Source organism: Sphingobium ummariense RL-3 (assembly GCF_000447205.1).
Lineage (GTDB): Bacteria > Pseudomonadota > Alphaproteobacteria > Sphingomonadales > Sphingomonadaceae > Sphingobium > Sphingobium ummariense.
Genome location: NZ_AUWY01000033.1, coordinates 14,486 through 39,021 on the forward strand (window position 1 = coordinate 14,486; position 24,536 = coordinate 39,021).

Consider the following 24,536-nt stretch of genomic DNA (forward strand, 5'->3'; position numbering starts at 1 on the left):
TCAGGCGTCCCAATACGGTTTCTGGCGCAGGTGCCGGTTGAGCGTCGCGAAGAAATGGGGGTCGCGCTTGGTGAGCGTGTAGGCGATCACATGGAGCGCGACCCCCGCAGGAATCCCCAGCCACGGCACGCCAAGCCCAAGCGATAGCTCGGCGGTCATCACGGCATTGATGATCGCGAAGGTGCGCGGCACCCCCGCGAATGTCATCGGCTCGGCAAGGCTGTTGTGAAACGGAACCTCATAGCCGGGAATGTCGTGGCTATCGTCCACGGCTAGAATCCAGCGCCGCCAGAGAAGCCGAAGAACGGAAGGAAAAAGGTGCTGGCGGCGAACGCGATGCACAGGCCGAAGACGATACCCAGCGCCTTTTTCAGGATGCCGCCGCCCTCTGAGAACGCGAAGGCGAGGCCCGCCAGGGCAACGGCGATGATGCCCGCGAGCTTCGCCACCGGGCCGGTAATGGAATCGGCGATCTTCTGTAGCGGGTCTTCCCACGGCATACCGGAGCCACCCGCGAAAGCCGGGGATGACATGGCCGTCAGGACCGCGACGATGATCGCAGCGCGGCCCCGCCTGACTAGCTTCATGATGTTCATAGGTTACTCCCTTATCGCCGAGAGTATTTAATACTCACGGAGATTACAGAATACTCATGGAGGGAGTCCGGTCAATCCTTATGTGTTGCTATTTGCGACTCGTTATCAATTGCGGGCTGCGTCGAACCGTCGCGTTGCGGAATCCGGTCGTCGCAAATTGGACTAGGCGATATTCGATCTTGCAGCCCACAGCACGCGCGCACCCGCTTGGTTAATCCATGATTGTTGTTGAGAGAGAACCTCAAACGTGCATGTTCTGATTCAAAGACGAAACGAAAATCGGAGAAAAACCATGCCTGGCCCGGTCATCTCAACATATAGTTTCGGCAACGCGACGGGGCCATTCGCTCCCACCCAGACCAACGGCGGCGCGACCACGCAGAGTTTTGTAATCAACGGTTCCGGCGCGACGTTCACCAGCGGCCGCCTTAATCTGCCGGCCAACACGTTTCTCCAGGCTGGACATATCGGCATTACCCTACCCACAGATTCCAATCCGGCCCTAACGCAAACGCCTGCGTCCATGACACTGACATGGGTTGGCATTCTTCCAGCGGCCGAATCTCCGCTGGTTTCAGTCTATGAATGGGAGGAGGCACGCTTTGAGTTGACTGCCCATTGGGACCCCGGAAAGCTTGAGGTGTATGTCGAACGCAGTGGAACGACCGTCTTGCTCGAAAGTATCGGCGGCCTTTCCATGACCGCAGAGGAAACTATCGGCGTGCGCTACGATGACGATCCCGATGGCGCTGGCGGCACGGTGACATTTCTTCGCAACGGCGCGGCATTTGGCCCACCTCAGCCAATTGCCTTCAAGCTGCGCATCACGCCTGATTGCGAGTTCCAGTGCAATGCCTCGCTCAGCAACACCTCCAATTCAGCTCTCCAGAAGGTCAAGCAGATCGCGGTCAGCGTGACAGAGACCAATGATCCCCTTCCTCCCGATCCGAGCGACCTGACCGTCTATGGCGATCCCGGCACGCGCTTTCCGCTAAGCCTCGACATGGAAGGAGCAAGCGGCACTTATAATCTGACCGTGCCATCGGGCCTGTCGCTGGTGAAGAGGGTTATAACGCCTACGCCGGTCGTGCAGGGTTCGACCTACACCATGAACGCGCTCGCATCCTCCTATTCACCATCGCAATCCAATGGCGGCGTCACCACGAACGCGCTGGATGTGGTGGGATCGGGCGCGACATATTCGAGCAGTCGCCTCAATCTTCCCAAGAACACCTATCTCTCCGCAGATTCGATCGGCATCGCACTTCCGACCACCTCCGATCCAGCAACGACCCGCGCGCCCCGTTCAATCACTCTTGGGTTCAAAGGGATTTTGCCCACGGATGAAGCCCCGCTGGTATCATTGTATGAATATGATGAAGGCGAGTTCTCACTTTATGGTGACTGGCAAGCTGGGCAGGTTACGGTCCACATACGGAGAAACGGACAGTCGGATATTCTTTATAGCGCGACGGGCCTATCCAACTCCTCGCAGGAGGATATTGCTGTCCGCTACGATGATAATCCAACGGGAGCCGGCGGCACCGTCACTTTCCTGCGAAATGGAGTCGCTTTCGGCCCACCACAGACCATCGCATTCAAACCAAAGATTACGCCAGTAGCCTTGCTTGAGTGCAATGCATCGCTGGGCAACACGGCTAACTCGGTCAATCTCTCCGTCAAGGAAATCTCCATCAAACTGGAGGTGCTTGCTGATGTGGAATCCTTTACGCCGGTATCTTCGGGACCGATCAGCGCGGCCGACATGGAACAGCTCTATGTCGATGCGCTGGATGTCTCCACCCCGCAGTCGGCGAAGCTTGTGTCCTACACACCATCGGGCGGCGGCACGGCTTCGACCGTGAATGTCATCATCGGCCCGCTCGATGTGCCGTCAGGCGTCGCCTACCGCGCCATATTGGAGAACTGGTCAACCGGCTCGGCCGTCGATCATGCCAACGTGCTGGTGATGACCAGGCCGACACGCCAGAACTGCCAGTTCGAGGATGCGACGCTACGCGCCAATCAACCGATGTGGATGGAGTGCCTGCCTCAAGGTCCGGTGCCGGTTGTCTCAAACATCGCCTATTATTGCGAAGCGATCCGTATCGGCAGCTATGTGCAGTTCCAGTTCGGCTATGACTGGACCGCAGCGGCGATGCCCGACAACCCGTTTGGCGATCCGAGCGGGAAGGAGAGCTACATGGTGCCGCACAAGTGGCGGATCGAGGACAAGGACAGCAATGTCCTTGCCACAATCCAGCGCCCTGATGGCGGCCCGCTTAACGGGAACGATATACCCGGCATCTTTACTGGCAGCTATGACGGCTATGGTGTCGCCATCACCAACAGCACGGACAAATGGTATCCGCGCGGGACGGTGCGCGCGGGAATCATATGGCGATCAGCAACGCCGCCTGCCTACGATCAGACCTTCATCACCACCCATTTGCCGCGCTATGACGTGACCATAGGTTATGCCTCTCACACCCATTATTCCAACAACGGGTTCGACGGGCGGCTATGGGGCGAAGACAGTTCGAACGGCTTCGGCAACACGCGCGTCATGCCCTACGAACCAACCAACTATGCCACACTGACGCCGCTTGAAGGGGTAACCTCCGATCCATGGAAAGGCTCACTCTACAATTTCAGTTCGCTGGCGGCGGTGGCGTCCACATGGCTAAGATATACACCCTTCAACCAATCGGGCCGATCGCCCATCACAGGGCCGGGCGGGGTCCGCGACGACCGCGCCGCCTTCGCAGAGCCGGTGGGCCAATATATGTATAACGTCGCGGCCAACCGGCCACATGACGGCAAGCCATGGGCTACGATTGCGCTCGACTATGTGACCGCCTATGTGAGCGATCCCTATCATTGCTTCGAGGCTGGCCGCTGTGTGCCGCTGTTCAAGGGCACGAACGCCGATCGCGACATTGGCCTCCGCAATCATTATTATGGCTATGGAGAAAGCTCCCGGCCTGCCAATCGCTCCTGGTATATCCAGGGAGGGCGGCCTTACGAGATGGCCGACGGTTATAGCCCCTGGACCGCGAAGGTTCCCTATGGCGGCTCGGCGATCCGAAAGCCCTATTTCGGAACCAATGAAATCGACCTGCCCCACGCGCATCAGTTCCCGCATTGGGGTTCGTTGCTCTGGAAAACGCCGGAGTTCGCCTTCCTTGGTCACAAGCTGAGCGATCAGGGCCGCCTTTATGAGAACTGGATACTCGCCGATGCCTTTGGCGGCGCGGGAGCTTTCGCCCAACGTGGAGCGGCATGGCAGTTCCTGCATAGCGTGCTGATCTGGAAAACCGCGTCACGGACTTCCGATCGCCTCTACTCGCGGGACGAAATCATGGCGTTTGTCGTCAAGGATTTCGAGACATTCAGCGACAGCCACAAGACTTCTACACCGGGCTTCGACAATCCGCCCTCGAATGTCATGGTCGGCGGCAATGTCGATACGAATCGGGCCGTGTATGCCGCTACACAACGCTTTGGTGTGTGCGGTTGGGAGGAAGGGGCCGTCGCACAGCATGATTTCTATATCGGCTACTGGCAGACCGCGCTTGGCATCGCTGAACGGCTCGGCTTCAATGCCGCTTTGCGCGCCGCCTCGACCAAGGCCGGCGCTGTGCTGGACTGGATGATTGCCCAGCATCGCAAGCGGGTTGTTGGTCGGATCAACAATGCGCCGCGCGCCAATCCCGGTGGCAGCGAAGCCTATTTGTTCAAACTTTGGAGCGAGAGCGTCATCACGGCGGCGGGTGGCAACGCAGCTTCGCTCCCGCAGACCTATGCGGCGATCGCGACGCAGAACGGCAACGCGGCAACATGGGATGTGTTCAACTACGGCGGGTCCACTTACGGCAGGGACGGACAGGCCATGGACCAGTTGATCGCTGGCCCTTCCGTGTTGCGGATACATCTTGGGCAAAGCGGCAGCGACCTGACAACAGCAGAGGCAACCGCGGCTACATGGCGGAACCAGAAGAAAACCGAACAGGAGGCTTTAGGCCCTAATGGGGCCGGGACGACGTGGTTCCAATATCTGCAAGCGGTCCACAATCCGGCTATCTCGTAGAGCTGTCGTGATAGCGCACCGGCCCGTCATGCGGGCCGGTTCCCTTTAACCTTATCTTGAAGAGGCGCCGATAGAGCAAACTTCTGATTTTTCGGAAGACCGTTCATGACGTTGCGCCTCTTTCTTCTTATTTTGGTCAGTGTCAGTCTGTCGGCGCTGGCCCAACTTGCGCTCAAGCTAGGAACGAACGCGGCGGCACCCGGCAGAACGGCGGGGATTGGCGGGGAGGTCGGCGGCCTCATTCAGTCGCCCATGGTGCTCGTAGGGCTTGGCCTATACGGCGTCGGTGCGCTCCTGTGGCTGTTCGTTCTCGGCCGCGCTCCGCTGTCGCTCGCCTATCCCTTTGTCGGGATCGGTTTCATCCTGACGATGCTTGCCGGGGCCTTGTGCCTCAATGAGAGCCTGAGCGCCGCGCGGATCGGCGGAACGCTCCTAATCGCCATAGGCTGCGTCCTGGTTGCACGCTCGGCATGAAAACCCGGAGGATCGCATGAAACGCCATTCCGCACCCTACCGCCGTCCCGTGTCGATGCTTTCGGACCGGACAAGCGCAATGCTGCTGGCGGCCATCGCCTTACTTGCCGTCATCGTCCGGCTCGCCGCTGCCTTTGTGCTGAAACAGCCCCTCGAAAGCGATCCGCTGTCCTATTTCACGATGGCGCAAGGACTGGCGGAGCGAGGCGAGTTGCTTGATCTATATGGCCAGCACGCCTTCTTCAGCGCGGGCTATCCGCTTCTGCTCACACCTTTCTTCGCCCTGCTGGGCAGTTCGGTTGCCGTGGCGCTGGGCGTCAACATGCTGCTTGCTGTCGTCAGCACAGTGCTGATCCATCGGCTCACGTTGGCCCTGTCGGACAATCGGTGGGCGGGTCTGCTTGCCTCGCTCGCCTATGCATTGTGGTTTCCCGGTATCTGGAACGCCACGATGCTGGCGAAGGAAAATCTCTCGACGCCCTTGCTCATCGGCCTTGCCTTGTGCGCGGTTCGAGTCGCACGCGATGAACGTCCGATCGGGGCGGCGCTGATCGCGGGCCTGTTGTGGGGGGCATCGCTGGTGACGGGTGGCTCGACACTGCTGCTGTGCGCGGGCATGGGGGTCGCGCTGCTCATCCTGTGGCGTGCGCGGGGCAGCTTCATCCCGGCGCTGGGCGGCGGCCTCTGCTTCGTCGCCGGTGCGGCCCTGATCCTCGCGCCATGGCTCCATGCCACCAATCAAATGGTGGGCCGCCCGATCCTCACCACCAACGCGGCCTTCAACCTCTATCTCGGCAACAACCCCGCCGCGACGGGGAAGTTCGTCAGTATCTCCGATACGCCGCTCGCCAAGGATTGGGAGGCAACCCGTCTCCGTCTCGGCGAAACTGGCAACGCCGATCGTCTGCAAGCCGAAGCCATCCGCTGGATCGGAGAGAACCCGCGCAGGGCGGCGGAACTGGCCGCGCTCAAGCTCGTCTATTTCTGGCAACCCAATATTCCCGATGCGGCCGATTTCGCCGCATCGAAGGCGGTGTCCTCGATCCGGCTGTTCGAGGTAGCGCAATATGGGCTGATCCTCGTTTTCGGTCTGCTGGCGTTCCGCTCACCGCTGATCGCCAGCGATGGCAAGTGGATATTCGCTGCGATGATCGCCGGCTTCTGGCTGATCCACGCGGCCGCCTATATCATCATCCGCTACCGCGACCCCGCAATCCCGCTACTGATCGCTATGGCCGCCATTCCGGTCGCGGCTTGGCTCCAGCAGCGCGCCGCGCGAAGGAATGTCCTCCATGCTGCATGAACGCCCCATCGCCGCCGGCGAGGCGGTTCCGCTGTTCGTGGACGTGGACGGAACATTGATACGCGCGGATATTTCGCTGGAAAGCTTCGTGCGGATCGCGCGGTCCAGCATTACGGCAATGATGGAGGTCCTTCTGTGGCTGATAGCGGGCCGCGCCGTCGCCAAGACGATGGCGGCGAGGCGCGATCGGATCGACGCTGCACAGCTTCCTTATCGTCAGGAAGTGCTCGGCCTCATCGAGGAAGCGAAGACTGATGGCCGCCCTGTCATCCTCGCCAGTGCGAGCCACTGGCGGCATATCCGCTCTATCGCGGATCATCTGGAACTCTCGGACCCGATCATCGCGACGCGCGGGCGCGCCAATCTCAAGGGCAGCGCCAAGCTCGCCGCGATCCGCGCGCACATCGGTCCCGATGCCCCGTTCGACTATGTGGGCGACAGCCGCGCCGACTGCTATCTCTGGCGCGAGGCGCGGCGGGGCTGGTCGGTCGGTCATGTCCCGCCGCGATCGGTCGTGGAACGTCTTGGCGGCCCTCGCCCCGGTCTGGCTCGCGCGCTGGTAAAGGCTATGCGACCGCACCAATGGACCAAGAACGCACTCGTTCTCGTCCCTGCCTTCACATCGGGCGCGTTCACCAACCCCGCCGTTCTGTTGACTGCCATTGCGGCCGCGCTGCTCATGTCGCTGATCGCCTCGTCCATCTATCTGCTGAACGATTTGCTCGACATAGATTCGGATCGCGCGCATCGGACAAAGTGGAAGCGGCCTCTTGCACATGGTGATCTCTCGATCCCTGCCGCGCTGGGCCTCTCGCTTGCGTTGGCGGGCATCGGCCTTGTCGGGGGCTGGCTCCTGGGCGGGGCCGCACTCACCTTCTGGCTACTCGTCTATATGGCGATCACGACAGCCTATTCCTTCCGGCTAAAGGCAGTCATGGTCGGAGACGCCATCGTTCTCGCCTCGCTCTACACGATCCGCATCTGGATCGGAGCCATCGCGATCGGCGTGCCGCTGAGCTTCTGGCTGCTCCTGTTCTCGGTCTTCCTGTTCCTGAGCCTCGCCTATCTGAAACGCTATATCGAGATGCGCGACGCGACCGAACCGAATCGCCTGCTGAGCGGGCGCGGCTATGTGGGCGGCGATCTCGACGTGGTGATGATGTCGGGCATTTCATCGGGCATGGTCGCGATCCTAGTGCTGGCGCTCTTCGCCCATGACCCGGCAACTGCCGCACATTACGCCCTTCCCGAACTGTTATGGTTGCTATGCCTGCCGCTCATCTACTGGATGAATCGCATCTGGATGATGGCACGGCGCGGGGAGGTTGAAGGTGATCCCGTCGCCTTCGCGATCAAGGATCGGCGCAGCATCCTCGTCGGCGGGGCGATGGCCTGCATCTTTGCAGCGGCGCTCTACGGCCCTGCCACCATACCCTGATGGCTGACAAAGGACCGCAAGACGATGCGGATAAGGCTCTCAACCTGCATTCAGGTTGCCATTGTCATGCTGGCCGTGTGGCTCGCCGTTGCCGCGCGACGCGCTCCCGGCAATGGCGAGAAGCAGCTAGGAGCGGGCCTTGAGAAGCAGAGTGTCGGTTCCCCCCGCATAGGCTATGACGTAGCCCGGTAGCGCAGGCACGGCCTTTGCGTCCAGTCCCGCGATCCACAGGCCGGTAAAGCCGTCCCGCGACATGCGCGCCATCCGCGCACGCAGTTCCGCCACGTCGGACGTGTCCTGCGGGCAAAGCGTCGGAATATCCTGCGAACCGTCGAACCAATGTGCGCTGTCCGAAGGGCGCTGGATCGTCATCAGGTCCGACCCCGGTATCTGGAACAGGGTGTTGGTGAAGGCATCGCGTCGCGTGATCGCATAGGCTCCGATCTTCCGATCCGGCGTCAGCGCCCAACTTCGGCATTCGGCTTCAGCCGACAGGAAGCCGAGCCGGCTTCCTTCGGGAACCTTGTCCAGCAGGGCGAGCCGGGATTGCAGCACGCGGTCGGCCCGCCACCATTGCGCGCTGGTCCATCCGGCCCGCAGCAGGAACAGGCTCGCGCCGAGAAGGAACAGCAGCTTTTCCCGATCGGGCCTTTGGGCTGGCCCGATCGCCATGATCGCGACCATCATCGCCACCGGCGTCAGTCGCAAATCCGCGCCCCAGCTTCCCAGCACGGTGGTCGGTAGGAGCAGGGCGGCGATGAGCAGCAGGCCGCCGCCGACGGCAAGGCGCGGTTCCAGCCTGCGCCCGCCTGCCCACAGAAGGGCGAAGATTGCAGCGAGACCAATAACGAGCGTCATCCCCAGATCGAGCGGCATGGACAGGCCCTTGAGCGCCGTCACGAAGTTCATGACCTTCGAGGACAATAGCTCTGGCTCATACCAGTAGAGACGGCCGCCGCTCGACCGCCATACAAGAAGCGGGACCACTGGCAGCAGCAGGGAGGCGGCGCGCACGGCCCGTGCCAGCACGTCGCGCCCGCTTCGCGCTGTCGCCAACTCCGCGCCAGCAACGAGGATCAACAATATGGCCCAACCCATGATATGCGTGGTCCACACGGCGATCGCGGCCGCCCCAAAGGCCAGTGAGCGCCAAAGGCTGTGCTGCCGGTTGAAGTTCCACGCCGCTGCAACGATCAACGCGAGCGCGACCGAAAGGCAATAGTTGAGAAAGCCGAACAGGAAGGGCTGCGCGAAAGCGAAGGGTAGCGCCAGCATAGCGCTCGCCGTCACCCTCCCATGCGCGGAACAGGACAGGAGAATGATACCAACTACGGTAAGCGGCGCGATCATCGCGCTCACTAGGCGGGTCGCCGTCTCGACACCCAGCAAGGGCGTCAAGGCCAGAGCAGGAAGGTCCACGCCGAGATTGCCAATCCAGCGCCAATCGACGTTGAAATAGGCGTCGAGCGCCGTTCCTTGCCCGATCGCGGCGAAAACATGATGACGGGCCAGATGGTTGGGGTAGTCCGATGCGCCAGGAACCGAGACGATCAGCATCGGCAGAGCAGCAACGATGACGAACGCCGCAATCCAGCGCCATGAGATACCTATGGAGAGCATCAGGCGACCGCCCTTGCGTCAACCGCGCGATATTGGTTCCACTTGTCCTGGAGCCATTGGCCCGCCGGCCGTTCCACAAGACGATTGAGGATCGTGCCAAGGGCGAGCGCCGTTCCGATCGCCAGCATATAGCTCGCAAGGGGAGGCAGGCCAAAGCGGTTGCCTGTCAGCATGACGATGAATCCGACATGCTGATGGACAAGATAGAGGGAATAGCTGATGCTTCCGACCCATATGAGCGGGCGGATGCATATCCAACGCAGACGTCCCTCTATCATCAGGGCGAAACAGCCTAGGATGATAATCGCGGCCAGTAGGATGTCAGGGGTATCAGTCCCGCCGATCGTCAACAGCACCAGCCCCAGATAGGGGAACTGGTCGCGCCAGCGACGTTGCCCCGACCAGATGCGATAGGTGAGGATGCCGATCATGAAAAACGGCACCCATTCGAGCACCAGCAGGTCCACGACCGGACCAGGCATTCCATGCCAGAAGAACAATAGCCATCTGAGAGCAAGCCATCCCGGTATGGCGCTTTCGATGTGCTCGACAACGCCCGCGCGCCACAGGGCCAGCATGCAGGCATAGAAACCCAGTTCGATCGCAAGCGTCCAATAGGCTCCGTCCACGCATGGCAGATAAAAGAAGCTCTGGAGCATCGTGAAGTTCACAAGGATGGCGAAGGGCGGAATATCAAGCGCCGGAATATGCCCGAAATGCTCTACCGTCAGCGTGATAAGGATCGCGCCCCAATAGGCAGGAAACAACCGCGCGAAGCGATTGGCCACGAAGTCCATCCCATATCGCAGATGCTTCAAGGTGAAGAAGATCGCGAAGCCCGAAATGGCGAAGAACAGAAGCACCCGATAGTTGCCGCCAACCACATGGAACGGCACATGCGCCGCGCCGGGAAACATCTCCTCGAAACGCGTCGAATAGTGGAAGTTCATGACTAGCAGCGCGCCAATACCACGCAGCGCGTCCAGTTCGGTCAGACGCCCGCGACCGAATGAGTCCCCTCGCCGTATCATGAAAGATGGGCGTGATCTTGCCCAATCCCGTCGGCTGCGGACTTGTAGATTTTGTCCAATCCGATCTGAATGAGATTGTTCACTCCGGTTGGGTAATAGCCGCGAGTTAATGTGACCCTAATATCGCTCAAAGTTTTGGAAGTTGCACCAATTAACAATTCTCGATCGCGTAGCTGTCGCCATCACGGCCCGTTACCCGCGCGATCGTGTCGATGCGGCGGCCTTCCTTGGTGCGGCGAATGAAAACGAGCACGTTAATTGCCTGCGCGATTGCCCGGTAAGGGATACGCTGCGTCACCTCGCCTATAAGGTCTTCCAAACGGGTCAAACCCTCATAGGCGCTATTGGCGTGGATCGTCGCCAGCCCTCCGGGGTGGCCGGTGTTCCACGCTTTCAGCAGGTCCAGCGCGGAGCCGTCGCGAACCTCGCCGATGACGATCCGGTCTGGACGCAAGCGCAGGCTGTCCCTGACAAGATCGGTCATGGTGACAGGCGGGTCGCTGCGCTTCGTCAACAGCTCCACCTTATCCAGCGCCGCGCATTGCAGTTCCGCCGTATCTTCTATGAGGAAAACCCGGTCTTCGGCGAAGGACGGCAAGGCAAGGATCGCGTTGGCGAGGGTGGTCTTGCCGCTGCCGGTGCCGCCCACAATCAGCATGTTGTCGCGCCGCTCGGCCGCCTCCGCCAAAAGCGCCGCCTGGGCGGCGCTCATGATGCCTTCGGAGATATAGTCCTCGATCGTGAAAATGACCTCTGGCCGCTTGCGGATAGAGAACATGGCATTGGCGGAGACGGGCGGGAAAACACCCTGAAACCGCTCGCCGGTTTCGGGAAGGGTGGCGCTGACGCGGGGCCGATCGCGGGTGACGACCTCCCCGGCATGGTCGGCCAGCAGGCGCAAGATGCGCTCGGCGTCTGCCGGCGTCATGTCGTGGCCGCTATACTCCCGGCCCGATCCGATCCGGTCGAGCCATATCTTGCCATCGGGGTTCACCATGACCTCGACAACCAGCTTTTCGGCAAGGGCAGACGCAATGACGGGGCCTAGAGACTGGCGCAGCGCATGGGCCTTACGGTCGAGCGTGATCGGGTTATGCTGGGGCATGGGGAAATCTCCTATGCGCTCGGATGCGCATCCAGATAGGCTTTGCAGGCCGAAAAATCGGTGCGGAACGTGGGGGGTGGCGGTGCGCCGGTTCGCTTGGCGACGGCCATAGCCGCCTTGACCATCTTTTCGCTGGGCGCTGCGGTGCCGAAGGCGGCCGTAGGCTCGCACGCGCGCAGCACGTCGATTAGGCGCTGCGTCTCGGCCGCGACCTCCGACACAAAGGAATCCAGCTTCGTATCGCCGGTAAGGATGCCGTCTATCCGGCTTTCCCAAGCGGCCGTGGTGCCGGGATCGACCAGCGACGGGGCAACCTTGTGCAGGATCGTGAACAGCACCATGCCCGCCTGTGTCGGATAGAGCTTCCCGGCCTTGGTCATGATAAGGCCCTGCTCATGCAGGCCCGCAATCACGGTATCGCGCGTCGCCTGCGTGCCGATGCCCTTCGCGTCCTTCAGCCGCTCCTTCAGCGCCGGGTCGCGGATGAACTGTGCCGCGTTCTTCATCGCCTTGACCAGCGTGCCCTCGTTTAAACGCTCTGGCGCGCGCGTAGTGCGCTCAGAGAGTTTCGCCGCGATGATCTCGGCCGCCGTGCCATTCTCGATCGCGGGCAGCTCGGCCGCCTCGTCCTTGTCCTTGGCGCTGGCGTCCCGATAGGCGCGCCAGCCCTGAATGACGGGGACAACCCCCTTGGCGGAAAAGGTGTCGTCGCCGATAGCGAGCGTCACCGCCGTTTCGTCATATTCATAATCGGGCGACATGGATTGCAGGAACAGCCGCGCGATCTCATCGAACAGGCGGCGCTCATCGTCCGCCAGTTCGGCATAGATGGCCGGTAGCGTGGCGAGGGTCTTGGGGTTCGGGATAATGGCATGGTGGCTTTCGCCACCTAGCCCCGCATCCGAAAAGACGCCCTGCTTGCCTTTGCGGATATGGGGCGCGCAACCAGGTGCGCGGTCCTGCCAAGGGCCGAAGCCTGTCAGCGCCGTAAATATCTCGCCCGCTGCCGGTATTAGAACCTCCGGCAAATAGCGGGTTTCCGCACGAAGATAGGTGATGATCTTATGCCGGTCGTAGAGGGCCTGCCCGATCTCCATGACCTTCGCGGCCGTCCACCCCCAGCGGCCCGCAATCTCCTGCAACGTCGAAAGATCAGGCGGTTTCGGTCCCGCCTTCTTCTTGCGGCCAGTCTCAACGGCGAGCTGGCCGCGCTTGCCGATCGCGGCGGCAACCGCCGCCTCGCCCGCTGCCCGGTCGAGCATGGGCGGCTCGCTGGGATGACAGGTGAGCGCGATCTGTTGGCCGCCGGCTGCGACCGTGGCGAGAACGCCGTAGCTGGTCGACGGCCTGAACTGCTGAATGGCGATCTCGCGGATACAGACAATTCCAAGGGTCGGGGTTCGCACGCGGCCTATGCCAAGGATCGAGCGCACGCCCTTGGGCACAAGGGCCGTGGTCGCCGCGCGCGTGAGGGACAGGTTATAGACCTGATCCGCCCGCTCGCGCGCTAGGCCCGCCTCGTAGAGGGCGCGATAATGGTCGTTGGATTTGAGATTGCCGAACGCCTCGCGAAGCGTGGTCGGGTCTTCGCTGGTGAACATGGCGCGCATGACCTCGCCCTTGAAGCCCATGGCCTCAACGATCTCGGTGCCGATAACCTGCCCCTCGCGGTCGCAGTCGGTCGCTATGATGACGCGACGCGCACCTTTCAGGGCCTTGGCGATGGCATCGCGCTTACGCTGCTGCTGGCGGGTCCGCTCTGCATCCTCGCCCTTCGTGGGCACCTTCCTGAACTGCTCCGGGTGCAACAGGTGGAAACCCTGCCACAGCTTCCATTCGTCCCGGTATTCCTCCGGGTCCGCGAGAGTGAACAAATGGCCTTGCGCGGGCAGAACCTCGCCATGGCTGTTGCCGATCGCGGCCCTGATGTTCTCCGCTTGGCTCGGCTTCTCGCATATGACGACGCTGCTCATGCTCAATCCTCATCGTCGCTGTCGATCGGGTCGAAAAAGTCGCTCGCCGCCAGCTCGGCGGGAACGGCCGCGGCCTCCGCCGTGCTGGGCGCGCCCATCGTCACCGGCTCCCCGTCGCCGCGTTCCTCCGGCGCTGTGGTCGGCGCCGGAGGCGCGGCCTGATACAGCTCGATCGCCTCAACCCCGATCCAGTCGATTTTCGGGATGCCGGGTCGGTCCAGCGTCTTAGGCGTCTGTTTGTGGCGCGCGTGCTGACCATGGAAAAAATCGGTCGTCACCCGCTTGAAGAATGGATCTTCAAAATAGCGGATTTTATCCGCGACCAGCGGCTTTGCGTTGTTCACGAAAATGAACTGCTTGCCGTTGTCGAGGGCGCGAACGTCCTGTTCCGCGAGGATATACCGCTCCTGCTCGCTAACGGACGTGGTGCGGCGGCCTTGGTGCCAGATGGTGCGCGGATCGCTGTAGCTCTCGCGGAACTCAAGCGCCTTGCCCGCCCGCTTAATGATCTTCTCGATGGAATTGGGTTCGCTGGTGGCGAAAGCGGACGTGATATGCATGTTGTCGAAAATCGACGTGTGCAGGCCGTATTTGCCGAACACGTCATTGAAGCTCTGGCAAATGAGCTGGGTGGTGATGCCGTAGCCCGCCATTTCGCCAAGGGCGTTCTCAAGGAACGGAAGCGCCCCCAGCTTCGGGAACTCGTCAAGCATCAGCAACATGCGATGCTGCTTGCGCCGCCCCCGGCTGTCCATGTCGATATGCTCCATAAGGCTGTTGATCGTTTGCCGGAGCATGATGCGGACAAGGAAGGCGAGCCGATCGGCATGGGCCTGCGGGGTGATAAGATAGAAGCTCACAGGCTGCGGCGAGCATACAAGGTCGCCGATGGCATAGTCTGACCAGCTCGTCGCGTAGCTGACAAGCGGGTCTGCAAAGAGCGTGAGGGCCGCCTGTGCGGTCGCGAGCACGCTGGATCGAACTTTCTCGTCCATGTTACGGAAGGCGGTCGCCCCAAGGCGCACCTCCGGGTGCGTCTCCGCGATCGGCTCGCCGTCCTCGTCACGCGCCAGCCCCTCCCCTTTCGGGTCGAAGGGATCGGGCCGGTGGCGATGCTTGGTGTAGAGCATCGCGTCTATCGTCGGCTCAATGTCCAGCAGCAGCTCGCGAACGTGGGTGAGGTTCTTCTTGTCGTCGGGCGCGGAGTAGAGGACATGCAGGATCACGCCGACAAAGAAGTTGCTGGCCGACTGATCCCAAAAATTCAGGTCGCCCGCTTTCGATCCCAGCGGGTCAACGATGATCGTCACGATATTCTGAATATCGGCGATCTCCATAGGCCCCTTTCGGACCTCGAACAGCGGATTCCATCGCGCGGTGTTCGGGTCCGTGGGGGCGAAATAGAAAGTGTGGCTGAACTGCTTTCGATGGTCGGCCGTGATGTGCCAGATTTCGCCCTTGCGGTCGTAAACGAATATGCTCTGCTCCCACGCCGCGACGGTCGGGATAACATAGCCGACGCCCTTACCGGACCGGGACGCGCCTACCACAAGGCTATGCTCCGGGCCGTGATAGGTGAGACGCTTCCCGTTCATCATGCCAAGGACGCGGCCCGTTGGCCGCTGCTGACGATCGACAAGGCCAGCCCTGGCCGCGTCGTCAACCGTGCCCCAAGCCTCCGCGCCGAACTCGCGGACCTGTCTGCGCCGCCGCCGCATGATCCCGACGCCGATCAGCATGGGAAGGGCGATGATCCCGAACGCGGTAAGCTGGGCCGCGTCGAAGGGCTTTTTCAATCGCGTGCCATAGTCGATCGACCATGGCACCAGCTTCCACGGCGCATAGATTCGGTGACAGCCTATGTCGAAAAGGCCGCTGCCGAACTCGCGCGGATAGTGAAACTCATGGGCAACCTGTTGCGTGCCCGCCGACAAACCGGCGAGCACAAGCGCCGCCACGCCAGCCAAGATTTTCCCCTTGCGACGTGCTGCGCTCATGCAATGAATCCTCCGCTTCTATCGGCCAAGCCCAAGGCCGCGCGTCATCGCGCGAGCAGCCTCTATGGCGCGTTTTTGCTGTTCGGGACTGAACGCCCCCACGGCTTTCATGACGGCCCGGTCCACATTCCTGACAAGCTGGTCGGGACTGCGGACAGTGATGGGCCGGGACAGGGAGCGAACGCCGATCTTCTCCGCGACACACAACTTTTCCTGCAATTTCTCGATGCGCTCGATCCGCTTCGATACGCGCGCGATCTTGCGTTCAAGCGTCCGCTGCTGGCTCTGGATCGGCTTTGCTGCGGCGCGTGACTGATCGACCTTGGCGAGCACATAGGCTTGCCCCTGCTCGCCCTTCACCCACTGCTGGCGCACCTTTAACGCGGCGCGGGCGCGCGCGACCTCCCGCCGTGCCCGGTCCATGGCATGAACCTCTCTGATCTTCGCCCATATCATCCGCTGCGGATTTCTAACCCAGCTAACGAGATTCATACGACGCGAGGAAATGCGATCAACGCGCGCCTTCGTCGCCTCAAGATTTCGCTCCGCCTCGATCACGCGGGCGCGCGCCGGAGATACAATCTCCCGCCGCAATTCGTGCGCCTTGATGACAACGGGCGTCTCCATGCGCGCGATCTCGGCTTGCCATTTCGCGCGCTCGGCAACCATGCTGTCGCGCAGCTTCCGCATCTCGTCCTGTAGCCCCTGCGGCGACGCTGGCTGTTGCGGCGCGCGCTGGGCAAGCTCATCCTCTATGGCGCGCTTCTGTGATTTCCAGTCAGCACGATCGGCATTTGCGGCGGCTATCTCCCGGTTGGTATCGCCGCGCTCGCTGCGCTCGCCCTTCCGCTCGATCGCGCTGGCTGTCGGACCGAGATGCACGGTCCCCTCACGGTCTATTCCCTGATCTGCGAGGCTCTTGTGCGTGACCTGTGGGGCGTCCGGGCCTAGATGCTGGCGCAGGTGCCTGTTCTGAATATCTGCCCATTGCGCCCGCCAGTCCTGCAACGTCTCCTTGTGGTTCCAACTCCGCTCCTTCTTCCCGAAACCATCGGTATCAACGGTGCGCGTCGTCAGCAAAATATGGGCATGATAGTTGCGCTCATCACCGTCCTTGTCGGGTAAATGCATTGCCACATCGGCGATCATGCCGCGATCGACAAAGGCGGTCTGGACGAACTCCCTCACCAGCTCTTGCCTCTGCTCGAACGTCAATTCGTGCGGCAAGGAAATCTGGACCTCGCGCGCAACCTGTGCGTCATGTCGGCGCTCGACCGCCTCGACCTCATTCCAAAGCGTCTGCCGATCGGCGAAGCGTGCCGGGGCATGGTCTGGTAACATGATCTCGACATGCTCGACGCCATCGCGGCGCTCATAGTCGAACGGCATATCTAGCCGCTCATCGTGCAGCCTCTCGCCCGCTCGATAGGCTGCGGCCGCAACGGAACTGCGGCCGTTGGCACGGCTGATGACCTGTGCGGATAGCCGGAACTGTGCCAACGCGCCTGCCCTTCCCTTTCCTTCCATTGCGCCCCCAGGGGCGCGGGATCGCTAAGGGGCTTCCCCTTGGCTCAACCGCTGCCGCTGGGCCGGTTGAAGGGGTGTGGGGTATCCCCGCCGCGCGACATTGCAAAGCAATGTATAAGTGCGCCCTTGTGCAGGGAGCCTAAGAACCCTGATCCCCGATTATTCAATAGTCAAGGTTTACCTTGTCCGCGAACGGCGATAGGCTTGGGCCATGTCCGTTGAGCTACGGCCGATAGAAGAACTCGAACGCGAGCTTGCGATACGCGAAGCCCGCGACCAGCGGAATCGCGCACTCGCGGCCCATAGGACGCGGCGAAGGCACACGCGATCCCGCATCATCCTTGGCGGGGCGCTGCTGGCGGAGATGCGCGACAATCCCGATCCCGATTTCATCACGCGGATACTCTCGATCCTTGACGATCGTGTCAGCCGGGATCGGGACAGGGACGATCTCTCGGACCTGATCGGGCACCTTCTGCCCGCCCGCACGGTCAGCGCAGTTGGTCCGGCAAGCGCGGAACTGCCTGATTTCGACGCGATGGCCGAAGCGGCGATGAAGCCCCTTCCCTCTATCGCGGATATTGATCCTGCGTTCATGGACGTGAAGCATCTCATAGGGCGCACCGATTAGGCTCCATTCGCCTCAATTCTCGATCGGGCTTGCGCTCGTTTTCCCGTTGCGTAGCACGAACATGCCCCCCGCCTCCGCTTCCTCCGGTTTTCCCTTGCCGTCCGCGATCACTGGCGCGCGAGCGTCCAGAATGTCGGCGGCGGTCTGATCGGCCTCCGCCTTTTCGGTTCCCTCTCCCTTATCGCCGTTCTCCCCTTCGCGCCATGTTGTCGCCGGGTCGAACGCCTCGCCCTTCGCTTCGCCGAAGATCGCGCCGCCCGCCTCTATGAAAGCCTGCTGGCGATCGGATAGCGGGTCCGTCTGTGCGGTCTGCGTCGCGCTCCTTCGCGCTCCTGCCGATCGGTTCCCGCGATAAAAGGCGTGGTCGCCTATGACGACGCTGGGGGTCTGACCGCCGAAGTTCACCAGCTTGGGCGATACCTGTCCCGCTCTCGCGCGCTGGGCAACGATCGTCGGGTTTTGGAAGTAGAGCGCGCCGCCTGTCTCGTCCGCCAGTTCCCCTTTGAGCGCGAGGGATACGATGGCGTCTATGCGGGCGCGGCGGCTATTTGGAACGCGGGAGAGATTGCGCCATTGGCCCCCTGCCCGCATGACTGGCTCGAACTGGCGAGGGGCATTGAGCACGTCCGAAACGGTGCCGCCCCAACGGCCGTCACCAAGGCGGTTGATGATCGTGAACACAACGGCCGCTATGCCACGGTCGCCCTGATTGCCCGCTTCGGCGAAGGCCACGCGCGCGATTGCCTCGCGGTCGGCATCGTCGTGGATGCGCCCCGATGCGCGCGCGGCCGACGCTCGGACGTTCGCGATGATGGCAGGGCAGTTGGTGCCGGGAGGAACGGCTGTCGTCGCGGCCTCGTTCTTCACTATCAGGGTGCAGATTGCCGCAATCGTAAGCGGGTCCATCGGGGCAAACCTCCTAGCTGTTCTCGTCGGTCGAAAGCGGGCGAAAGATGCCGATGATCTCGGCGCTGGTGACGGGGCCGTAATAGCGGCTGTCAAATGAGTTTGGGATACGCGTCGAGACTACAAAATACTCATCCCGGCGCAAACGACGACAATCCCGCCAGTGCGGGAGTTGCACTCCGCGCCGATCGCGCTCGGCGATCGGCGCAATGGGGTTGCCGTTGATGGTCAGTCCTTCGGGGCCGGTGGTGCAGACGGTATCGCCTCCGCTCGCCGCGATCGGTTTCAGGATGCTCCCGCGCACCAGATAGGGAACGTGTGCGCTCGCATAGTCCCGCCCCAGGGGCGGGACATGGAAAGCGATAAGACGGCCCTTGGCTGGCGCGCCCACTGTGCGGACATAGTAGCCGGTCGGGACGCTCGGCGATGGATTGTAGAGGAAGATTGGATGCGGGAGCGCGGCCACGGCCACGCCCGCGACGGCGACGGGCACAAGGCCCCATAGGACGGTGCGAACGGCCCTGCGGCGCTTCTCCACGGTCATGACGCCTCCGCCGCGCTGGCGGGCCGCGTAAGCCGGATACGGGCTATCTGACCGGCGAGCGCCCGCATCTCGCTTGCGCCCTCCGGGTCACCGGTAGCCTCCCGTTCGTCCGCCCAAAGGCGGGCGAGCTGGGCGGCCTCGCGGCGGATTTCGAGCGGCTTCTTTGCCTCGCGGATCAATCCGCCCTCCCCTGCCCTTCCGCTATATCCAGCAAGCGCCGGAACGCCTCTCCCTTGGAGATCCGATGGCGGTAGGCATATTCATCGAACCGCTCGCGATCTTCCTCGCGGATTCTCATCGTGAATTGCGCCGTAAAGGTGGCCTCGCGCTTCTTGCGCTGGGCGCTCTCGCCGCGTGCCGGCGCGGGTTTGTCCGATACGAAACCGATAGCGCCGTTGTCCGCCTTCGCCTTGTCGCGAACCGTCTTGGGGGGCGGCGCAATATAGTCTTCGTCCGCCGCGAAGCTGGTAACGCCAGCAAGCGGCGTCGCCGCCTTGGTGGGCTTCTTCGTCATGCGGCCTTCCCCTTCCCTTCCTGCAAGCGGTCCAGCACATCAGCGGCGAACGCTGCGGCATTTTCGCGTGCCTTTTCTATGGACGATACGCCCTCAAGCGTGGCGAGCGTGCCGCCTGCGGCGAACAGGGCCTTGAAGGCGGTTCGTTCCGCGATCGGGGTTGGCAGGGCGGTTATGCCCGCTGCCTCGATGTTCTCCGCGATGCTCTGCGCCACGCGCGAGCGAACCCATGTGCTTGCCGGGGTGCGGGTATAGACCGCCGCAAAGGCGATCTCGCGCCGCGCTGCGGTCGAGGCGCGCCGGATGCTTTGGAAGGCCCGCGCCGCCTGATCGCTATCGAGAACGGAACCTTGAAGCGGGACCAGGGCGAGATGCGTCATCAAAAGGGCGTTGGTGACGCGGGCCGATGCCCTGCCCTCAAGGTCCACGACGACGAATTGCGCGCGCTTCTGCGCGTCGTCGATCGTGTCAATGATTCCGTCCTCGTCGATCTCCTGAATGACCTCGATATTATCGGGCTTTCCGGGGAGCGATGCCCATTTCGCGAGCGGGAAATTCGGGTCCGCGTCAACGAGGATGACGCTCCCCGATTGCGCCAGCTCGGTAGCGAGCAAAAGGGCTGCGGTGGTCTTGCCAACCCCGCCCTTTGGCGAAAGCAAAGTGATGACGGCCATTTCGGCTCCTGACTGTAAGGCGAGACATGCAATGCATGTCCTACACGCAATAAGGCATAAGGGGCCAGCAAATGCAAGACATGAAATGCATGTCATGCATGAAGGCGTTTAAACGCTGTGCCGCGGCCGTCTGTGCGAACAACGATGTTCTTTATATGTTCTCTTTGTGCGGACGATTCGGGACATTGATGAAAAGGGGTTGGACCTGCGGCTTTGGTGCTTCGGCTGCGCGCGCGGCTCAACCGTGGAAGGGTCGATCTGGCGACGGTTCGAGGCGCGGGGCTGGCCGCTCGATCTGCGAGCGGCGCGCTGTCATTTCCGATGCAAGGAATGTCGATCGACGGAAAATATCCTGATCGTCCCGGCCTCGCGTCCCCTGCCCCCTGTCGAGGAACCGATTAGCTGGGAGCGCGAGGTTATGCGGTTCTTCTTCCAAAGTCGCCGCGCCGCCAAAAAGCGCCGGTAAGACATGAAATGTGGGCATGACATGCATTGCATGTCTACCACGCGGAAGTCGCATTGACTTTTTGCTGCCAGATGTTATATTGAAATATAACTTATGGAGGCGCTTATGCACACTACAAGTCTTCGCAAGGTCGGGGGGTCTGTCATGCTCGCCGTCCCCCCTGCCCTGCTCGACGTTCTGCACCTGTCTGCGGGCGCGAGCGTCGGCTTGGCCGTGGACAACGGCAAGCTGGTGGTCGAGCCGTCCACGCGGCCCCGCTATACCATGGCGGAGTTGCTGGCCGCGTCCGACTATTCGCAGCCTCAACCCCCGGAAGAACGGGAATGGGTGGATGCTCCTGCGGTGGGTCGCGAACTGATATGAAGCGCGGCGACGTTTACATGGTCGATCTCGAACCCACACACGGCCGAGAGCAACGCGGGCATCGTCCGGTTGTCGTCGTCTCCCCTGACGACTTCAACCGGGCAACCGGCTTGCCGGTCATCATGCCGATCACAAACGGCGGCGATTTCGCGCGCCGCATTGGTTTCGCCGTGCCGCTCTCCGGCACAAAGACAACCGGCATCGTGCGATGCGATCAACCTCGCGTCCTCGATCTCGACGCCCGCAACGGCCGCAAGGTCGAAACCTTGCCGCAAGCCATCATGGATGAAGTCTTGGCGCGAGCGGTCACGATCTTTGAATAACCGCACACATCCTTGCTCGGTGCGAGCGCGCCGCGTATGCTGATGGCTTGGAAACACTGAGCATCGCAGTCAGGCGCGCGACATGCATTACATGGGTGACACGTCTCCCATGTAATGCATGTTCATTGTCCCGGTGAGAGCAACGGCGCGCAATCTCGTTGCCGTTGTGAAATGATTAACCAAAGCCTCCTAGATCGGTCCCGCGACCCGAAGAACCTTTTCGATCATTCAGGTTCTTTCACTGGACCCGGCTGCACAAGCTGCCGGGTCCGTCTTTTCCGCACGTTCCTGCGTGACATGCATTGTAAGCTATCCGGTGACGGAGCGGATCAGGCGCACGATTGACGGCCCCAAGCCCATGACCACGCCCAACACGCTAAGGGCCAGCAATCCCCAAAACTCGACGTGGACAAGCCAGTCCTTGCCGGGAGGGTCGTTCGGGTTGGGCCAGTCCTTCATTAGCCGGATCATTACGGCTCCGGCGCGCTCCTGCAAATAGGCAATGCATGGATGACACGTCTCCCATGCATTGCCTGTCGGATGTTCCTACGGCTGTGTTTGCTCCGGCACATAATTGATGATGTCGGAATATTCTGCGGGGGATCGCGTTTTCAGAAACTCAAGCGCCCGCTGGTGCATCCCGTTTCCTGCCAGCGCCCTCGCGCGCACCAATAGCCACGCGGCCATGTCATCGGCCAGTGCGCCCATTTCGTCTATGCTCTGTAGCTGAAACGGCCTGTCGCCGTGCTCGTTCTCCATGCTCCCCGACGCCTCGAAAATATCCCAGCCTTCGGCCTGCGCGTTCGCCGCATCCTCATGCGACCAGTTGCCCATATCCATAGTCCTTCACTCCCTTGTTGTGCCGATTTCCGGCTGCTGTCGGAAATGACGGCCTCGCCGAGAGCGGGGGGAGCTGGGGCAGGGTCGATCGCGGGGAGGGGGATCACCTGGCCTGCACAGAACGCCAGTGAAGGAAGGCCGGGGAAACCCCGCGATCGGCGGCCTATAGGCCGCGACACCTTGCGCCAGTGATGGGGCAGCGTCCCCGCAACCCCGACAATGCGCGGCGGTGCTGGCGCCGCCTCATTTGCCGCGCCTAGCGCGTCCTCTGATGGACATGCATTGCATGGGAGACGTGTCACCCATGCAATGCGCCGCGTTCAATCGTCGTCGTCCTCGTTGCCGTCGATCGGATCATGCTGCATCCGGCCATGCCCTTCCGTGGGACAAATCGGCGCACCCACGCTTTCCAGCCATTTGCGGGTGGTGCGAACGGTATAGCCGCACTCGGCGCACTCGCATTTAATCATCCGCGCCGTCTGCTTCTTCTTCTGTGCGACGGGCCGCATCGCGTTCAACCGGCGATGGGGGTAGGGGGGCAGGCTATCTAGCAGCGCCTCCGCCCATTCCATAAACTCCGGCGTCGCCTCGCTGCTGGTGAAGGGGGCCTTGTGGCCGATCGACGCGGCGGCGATCTGAAAGGGCCGCTTATGGCCTGCATCCGGCAAGGCGGCGTGGATCATCTCATGCGCGAGGATCGCCGCGACGGTCGCCCGATCGTCCTCGACCGGCGAAATGAAGATTTCCGCGTGCCGGTCCTCGCTCGCTGCCGCGCTCCAACACTGGCCGCGAACGCGGGTCTTCTTCCCCAGCTCGCCCCCTTTGCTGGGAAAGCCGCACGTCACACGGTAGGGCGGGAACGCAACTCCTGCACGATCGGCAATGACCGGCTCCATAAGCGCCGCAAGCTGGCGCAACCAATGCTCGCGCAAGGCTTCGGGGGAGGGGAGGGGGGCGCTCACTGGCCCGCCTCCATGTCCACGGCCTGCAAGCGAATGAGAGTCCCCAAGTCCCATTGTTCGCCGGGAACCGCGACAAAGGACCGGAACGCGGTTTCAGGGGTCGGGCGCTCGATGCCGTCAAGCCCGCGATGGGTGGCAAAAAGCGCCTCGATGGCGCGCGCGATCATCTCGGCCGAAAACTCGCGGGACGTGAAGACATATTTGGAACCGCCGAAAACGGAGGTCCACGGCGAGTCCGCCCGCTCGTAAATGTCATCCATGCCGTTGAAGTGGCCGCCCTGATATTTGTTGACGATCTCGCCGACGCGCTTTTCCGTGGGGCCATCGGTCCAGGTGACGCTAACGCTTCCCCAATGCGCCTTGCGGACCCCAAAGCGGATGCCGGGAAAGGCCGCTTTCAGTTCGGCCCGGATATTCTGCGCGGCCAGCTTGCCCGATGCGCTATCGTCGCCCTGCTTCAAGCGTGCGTGCGCCGGATCGGCGCGGAGGCGTTCCACCTCTGCCGCGAACCGCTGCGCCGCCAGTTCGGCCGCGTTCGCCTTCTCCGCTTTCAGGCAGGCGGAATAGGCCAGCGCCTCCGCGATCTGCTCGGCCGTCGCGATCTCTGGCAGGATCGACCATTGCACGCCCCGAATGATGCTCTCCGGCACCTTCTGCGAGATATGGCCGTTATCAAACACAATATCGAAATGGGCTGCGCCGCCAGAATGGAAGATGCCGCCAATGACGCGCACGCTTCCCGGCTGCTGCTCGCCATGGATGCCATAGACGATGCCCCTCCCGGCATGGGGAAGAACACAGTTGATGCGGGTTCCGATCGTGATGGACATTGCCTTTAACTCCTTTTGGACTGCGTTTGCTGCGGCTGCTGCAAACGGCGGCCTCGCCGAGAGTGGGGGGCAGGGGGGCAACGAGAATCTGCGGGAGTGGTGCGGGTGCAGCGAGCGAAGCGAGTGAACCACGGTCCCGCTGATTGTCGTTGCTGGGGAGAGACGGGCGAAGCCTACCTCTCCCCGCCAAAACCAAGGAAATCTGCCGCTTTGGCGGCTCATCTGATCGGCCGCGGCCTCTAACCAGGCCGAAGCATATCGCCGGCGAGCTGGCGTCGATCCGAAGGCATGGCGGGGCCGGTTCCGAGCCATCGGATCTCGGCCCCGCC

24 protein-coding genes are annotated in these 24,536 nt (G+C 62.0%); 7 read left to right on the top strand and 17 right to left on the bottom strand.

The window, feature by feature from the left end:
• Together M529_RS28625 and M529_RS28630 are read right to left on the bottom strand one after the other, a co-directional pair.
• Entirely contained in the window at positions 1-270 is a 270-nt protein-coding gene (locus tag M529_RS28625; RefSeq protein ID WP_021316685.1) for a VirB3 family type IV secretion system protein, read from the bottom strand.
• Between the two features lie 2 nt (positions 271-272).
• Complete coding sequence (locus tag M529_RS28630; protein ID WP_021316686.1) at positions 273-596, bottom strand: TrbC/VirB2 family protein; 324 nt, start codon at positions 594-596, stop codon at positions 273-275.
• A 247-nt stretch (positions 597-843) separates the two neighbouring features.
• Here M529_RS28630 and M529_RS28635 point away from each other — a divergent pair, with 247 nt between their 5' ends.
• The 4 genes from M529_RS28635 (at position 844) to M529_RS28650 (ending at position 7,901) form a co-directional block, all read left to right on the top strand.
• On the top strand, positions 844-4,686 hold the full coding sequence (locus M529_RS28635; RefSeq protein WP_152522527.1) for a hypothetical protein: 3,843 nt from the start codon (positions 844-846) through the stop codon (positions 4,684-4,686).
• A 105-nt stretch (positions 4,687-4,791) separates the two neighbouring features.
• Positions 4,792-5,160 (top strand): DMT family transporter, encoded by a 369-nt coding sequence (locus M529_RS28640; RefSeq protein ID WP_021316688.1) that lies wholly within the window; start codon positions 4,792-4,794, stop codon positions 5,158-5,160.
• Between the two features lie 16 nt (positions 5,161-5,176).
• Positions 5,177-6,463, top strand: a complete 1,287-nt coding sequence (locus M529_RS28645) for an ArnT family glycosyltransferase (RefSeq protein WP_021316689.1) — start codon at positions 5,177-5,179, stop codon at positions 6,461-6,463.
• Positions 6,453-7,901: a UbiA family prenyltransferase gene (locus M529_RS28650; RefSeq protein ID WP_021316690.1), complete on the top strand. Its 1,449-nt coding sequence runs from the start codon at positions 6,453-6,455 to the stop codon at positions 7,899-7,901. Before M529_RS28645 ends, M529_RS28650 begins: the two co-directional genes overlap by 11 nt.
• Positions 7,902-8,027: 126 nt before the next feature.
• On the opposite strand, the gene M529_RS28655 is transcribed toward M529_RS28650, so the two are convergent.
• From M529_RS28655 to mobQ, 6 genes are all read right to left on the bottom strand, one after another.
• On the bottom strand, positions 8,028-9,521 hold the full coding sequence (locus M529_RS28655; RefSeq protein ID WP_021316691.1) for a hypothetical protein: 1,494 nt from the start codon (positions 9,519-9,521) through the stop codon (positions 8,028-8,030).
• The gene (locus M529_RS28660) at positions 9,521-10,552 is read right to left on the bottom strand and encodes an acyltransferase family protein (protein ID WP_031294347.1); all 1,032 of its coding nucleotides are present in this window, start codon (positions 10,550-10,552) and stop codon (positions 9,521-9,523) included. Before M529_RS28660 ends, M529_RS28655 begins: the two co-directional genes overlap by 1 nt.
• Before the next feature lie 151 nt (positions 10,553-10,703).
• Entirely contained in the window at positions 10,704-11,657 is a 954-nt protein-coding gene (gene trbB / locus M529_RS28665) for a P-type conjugative transfer ATPase TrbB (protein WP_021316693.1), read from the bottom strand.
• Positions 11,658-11,668: 11 nt separating this feature from the next.
• Positions 11,669-13,630: a DNA topoisomerase gene (locus tag M529_RS28670; protein ID WP_021316694.1), complete on the bottom strand. Its 1,962-nt coding sequence runs from the start codon at positions 13,628-13,630 to the stop codon at positions 11,669-11,671.
• 2 nt (positions 13,631-13,632) lie between these two features.
• Positions 13,633-15,627: a type IV secretory system conjugative DNA transfer family protein gene (locus tag M529_RS28675; protein WP_021316695.1), complete on the bottom strand. Its 1,995-nt coding sequence runs from the start codon at positions 15,625-15,627 to the stop codon at positions 13,633-13,635.
• Between the two features lie 18 nt (positions 15,628-15,645).
• Positions 15,646-17,154, bottom strand: coding sequence for a MobQ family relaxase (mobQ, locus tag M529_RS28680; protein WP_084490815.1), 1,509 nt, complete (start codon positions 17,152-17,154; stop codon positions 15,646-15,648).
• A 211-nt stretch (positions 17,155-17,365) separates the two neighbouring features.
• On the opposite strand from mobQ, the gene M529_RS49005 reads away from it, so the two are divergent.
• Complete coding sequence (locus M529_RS49005) at positions 17,366-17,785, top strand: hypothetical protein (protein ID WP_152522528.1); 420 nt, start codon at positions 17,366-17,368, stop codon at positions 17,783-17,785.
• A gap of 12 nt (positions 17,786-17,797) precedes the next feature.
• On the opposite strand, the gene M529_RS47620 is transcribed toward M529_RS49005, so the two are convergent.
• Genes M529_RS47620 through M529_RS28700 form a run of 5 tightly spaced genes read right to left on the bottom strand, consistent with a single transcriptional unit; the run spans position 17,798 to position 20,423 of the window.
• Complete coding sequence (locus tag M529_RS47620) at positions 17,798-18,691, bottom strand: cell wall hydrolase (RefSeq protein WP_021316698.1); 894 nt, start codon at positions 18,689-18,691, stop codon at positions 17,798-17,800.
• A 13-nt stretch (positions 18,692-18,704) separates the two neighbouring features.
• Positions 18,705-19,235, bottom strand: a complete 531-nt coding sequence (locus M529_RS28685) for a S26 family signal peptidase (RefSeq protein WP_021316699.1) — start codon at positions 19,233-19,235, stop codon at positions 18,705-18,707.
• Positions 19,232-19,414, bottom strand: coding sequence for a hypothetical protein (locus M529_RS28690; RefSeq protein ID WP_021316700.1), 183 nt, complete (start codon positions 19,412-19,414; stop codon positions 19,232-19,234). The genes M529_RS28685 and M529_RS28690 overlap by 4 nt, the downstream gene beginning before the upstream one ends.
• The gene (locus tag M529_RS28695) at positions 19,411-19,749 is read right to left on the bottom strand and encodes a hypothetical protein (RefSeq protein ID WP_021316701.1); all 339 of its coding nucleotides are present in this window, start codon (positions 19,747-19,749) and stop codon (positions 19,411-19,413) included. The genes M529_RS28690 and M529_RS28695 overlap by 4 nt, the downstream gene beginning before the upstream one ends.
• Positions 19,746-20,423 carry a nucleotide-binding protein gene (locus M529_RS28700; RefSeq protein ID WP_021316702.1) on the bottom strand — a complete coding sequence of 226 codons (678 nt, stop codon included), beginning with the start codon at positions 20,421-20,423 and terminating at the stop codon, positions 19,746-19,748. Before M529_RS28700 ends, M529_RS28695 begins: the two co-directional genes overlap by 4 nt.
• 610 nt (positions 20,424-21,033) lie before the next feature.
• On the opposite strand from M529_RS28700, the gene M529_RS28710 reads away from it, so the two are divergent.
• The gene (locus M529_RS28710; RefSeq protein WP_330217772.1) at positions 21,034-21,252 is read left to right on the top strand and encodes an AbrB/MazE/SpoVT family DNA-binding domain-containing protein; all 219 of its coding nucleotides are present in this window, start codon (positions 21,034-21,036) and stop codon (positions 21,250-21,252) included.
• The gene (locus M529_RS28715) at positions 21,249-21,575 is read left to right on the top strand and encodes a type II toxin-antitoxin system PemK/MazF family toxin (RefSeq protein WP_021316705.1); all 327 of its coding nucleotides are present in this window, start codon (positions 21,249-21,251) and stop codon (positions 21,573-21,575) included. Before M529_RS28710 ends, M529_RS28715 begins: the two co-directional genes overlap by 4 nt.
• A gap of 309 nt (positions 21,576-21,884) precedes the next feature.
• Here M529_RS28715 and M529_RS49895 read toward each other — a convergent pair whose 3' ends face one another.
• From M529_RS49895 to M529_RS28730, 4 genes are all read right to left on the bottom strand, one after another.
• Positions 21,885-22,046, bottom strand: coding sequence for a hypothetical protein (locus tag M529_RS49895; protein ID WP_021316706.1), 162 nt, complete (start codon positions 22,044-22,046; stop codon positions 21,885-21,887).
• Between the two features lie 75 nt (positions 22,047-22,121).
• Positions 22,122-22,415: a hypothetical protein gene (locus tag M529_RS28720; RefSeq protein WP_021316707.1), complete on the bottom strand. Its 294-nt coding sequence runs from the start codon at positions 22,413-22,415 to the stop codon at positions 22,122-22,124.
• Between the two features lie 320 nt (positions 22,416-22,735).
• Positions 22,736-23,377 (bottom strand): transcription elongation protein SprT, encoded by a 642-nt coding sequence (locus tag M529_RS28725; protein WP_174391608.1) that lies wholly within the window; start codon positions 23,375-23,377, stop codon positions 22,736-22,738.
• Positions 23,374-24,536: LPD29 domain-containing protein (locus M529_RS28730; protein WP_236617640.1), on the bottom strand; the 1,163-nt coding region annotated here is incomplete at its 5' end. The genes M529_RS28730 and M529_RS28725, both read right to left, overlap by 4 nt.